The organism is Bacillus sp. HY001, assembly GCF_007558965.1.
GTDB classification, from domain to species: Bacteria; Bacillota; Bacilli; order Bacillales; family Bacillaceae_G; genus Bacillus_A; species Bacillus_A mobilis.
Genome location: NZ_VLTE01000151.1, coordinates 1 through 2,212, shown reverse-complemented (window position 1 = coordinate 2,212; position 2,212 = coordinate 1). Strand labels below are relative to the sequence as shown.

2 protein-coding genes and 1 pseudogene are annotated in these 2,212 nt (G+C 30.4%); all 3 read right to left on the bottom strand.

Features of this window, described 5'->3' with window-relative positions:
• The coding region (locus FOT98_RS29540; protein ID WP_186292144.1) for a site-specific integrase at positions 1-380 on the bottom strand (380 nt) is incomplete at its 3' end.
• 131 nt (positions 381-511) lie between these two features.
• A complete protein-coding gene (locus tag FOT98_RS32615) occupies positions 512-655 on the bottom strand; it encodes a hypothetical protein (RefSeq protein WP_000279641.1) in 144 nt (47 codons plus the stop codon).
• 942 nt (positions 656-1,597) lie between these two features.
• Positions 1,598-2,212 (bottom strand): annotated as a pseudogene (locus FOT98_RS29535) (hypothetical protein); the annotation flags it as partial.

Genomic DNA, 2,212 nt, shown 5'->3' with positions numbered 1-2,212 from the left:
TCTTCCAATTCGGTAATAAAATCATTGTCATTTAGTGATTGATCCGGAATTAAAGAGAGATGAATATCATCTAATGGACTAACTATACCTAAAAACATGTGTAACTTCTTTAAAACCACCCATATCCTGTGCCTTGTTTTAAGAGAATATTCTCGTTTGTGTTCTAACACTGAGAAATAAGCTTGATAATCATCTACGGATATTTCATTCCATGATTTGATATGTAAAAGCAACTCATTTTCATTCAACCATCTATAAAAATCTTTAATATCGTATGCATATCGTTGGATTGTAGAATGTTTTCGGCCTTTTTCACTTAAATATGTAGAGAAAGTTTCTAAAGTTTCCTCTAAGCTAATTGTCTCGTTCAATATAATCACCTAATTTCTTTGGATATATTATAACAGAAAATAAGTGAAAGACCTGCTACCGCCCTTTGCTACGCACGGTTGCTGGCATATCCAAAAAGCAAACGGACAAACAACCCTTTGCTTTTTGGATATGTTGTTTATCATTTATAAAGCCAAATAAATAAAACTATCATAATACTCCAAAAAGGCACTACAAAAACTAATCCCGAAAGAACCCCTTTAAAAAATCTAATTTCGTTATAGGTATTCATTTCTATGTAAGTCGTATCTTTTAGTACAGCCATGTTTAGTCCTCCAATATAAATTGTTTATTAAAATGAAAAAAGGACAAACCTAGTCCTGGTAGGGATACATAGGTTTGTCCTTTTGTATGAGGGTAATGATCTGTTTAATTATCATTATTATAACGTAATTTACAAATATTTTCAATTAGGTCGGACATCTTATTAACAATCATACTAATTGTATTAAAAATCTATTATAAATATATATCTTATATATTAAAAAGAAATAAAGATAAAACTATTATAGGTTATCAAAAATAGGGGAAAGATCTACTCCCACAAGGGAAAATTTGATATTAAAACGTAAAAAATCATAAATAGTAGAAAATGTATTCGTAAATTCAATGATTATTAGACTATCAATTCTACAAAAAAGCATAAAGAGAATTATATATTTCTACATGAAATCGGAAAGAAATTGATACAAATCACTTTATATTTATCCACCTATGAAAATAGGCTTTATTTTCTTTATTTTGTTAAATATAGCAGTATTTAGCGTTCGATTACCCACATTTTATCCAGATTAGGCTCTTATTTGTTAACATTACTCAGTATTTACACATAACTCACATTATTATTGATGATTTTTATTAGATAAAATGAACGACAGTAGTATTATCAGGGGTATTGAGGAAATATTATCCACATTGGATCATATTTATCCTCATATCCACTATTATTATTATTTTCCTTTTGATTTTTTGTAGGTATTATGAGATAGGTTTTAATACATTAGAAGAACACACTCTAGTATTATGTGGAGAGTTATGTATTGATAAAACCAAATTTGTATAGAATTGCATAAAAAAAGACTCCATTTTACATGAAGTTCTTTCGATTTGGTATTTATAAATAGAGTAGTAGGAAGGTATTACTAATTAAAGAAACACGAATAGCCCTCCACTTTTGTTTTTTTCAAAAATAGAGAGCTAGTTGTTATTATTTTATTTCCATTGCAGTTAGTACCTGATCTGGAGCTGTTATTGTTACACCAGCACGTACTAAACGTTCGAAGGTACGCATAAACTCTAGTAAATTAAACTGCTTTGGTAGCTCAATCACACGAAGTTTTTCTTGTGGTAGCTTATCAATGGCTTCGATAAACCATTCACGTACATCACTTGGGATCGTGCGTTCTTTATGACCACGCACTTTTAATTTTTCTCGCATTTCAATTTCTAAAGCGGTATATGCATGAAGATTCACACCTTGATCATATGCATATTTTCTAAATAACGTTTCTTCCGGGTATTTTAAATAATTACGGTGATAAGACTCTTCCGTGACTGGTACCGCAAACTTCTGCTTCAGTAGTGCATGCACATTCTTAAACATCTTCTTAATGTTGTGTAGAGAGTACATAGAATAATGTAAACCGAAATTAAAGACAGCTTGCTCACGGTCACTATTTCTCTCTTTTGGTATATGTTGCGCAATAAGAGGGTAGATACCTTCTTTCGCTGCAGCATCAAGGATTTGATATTGAGATGTTTGATGTAATAGTTTTTTCAATGTATATACAATTTTCGTTGGATATCCTTCTTTTCGATCAAT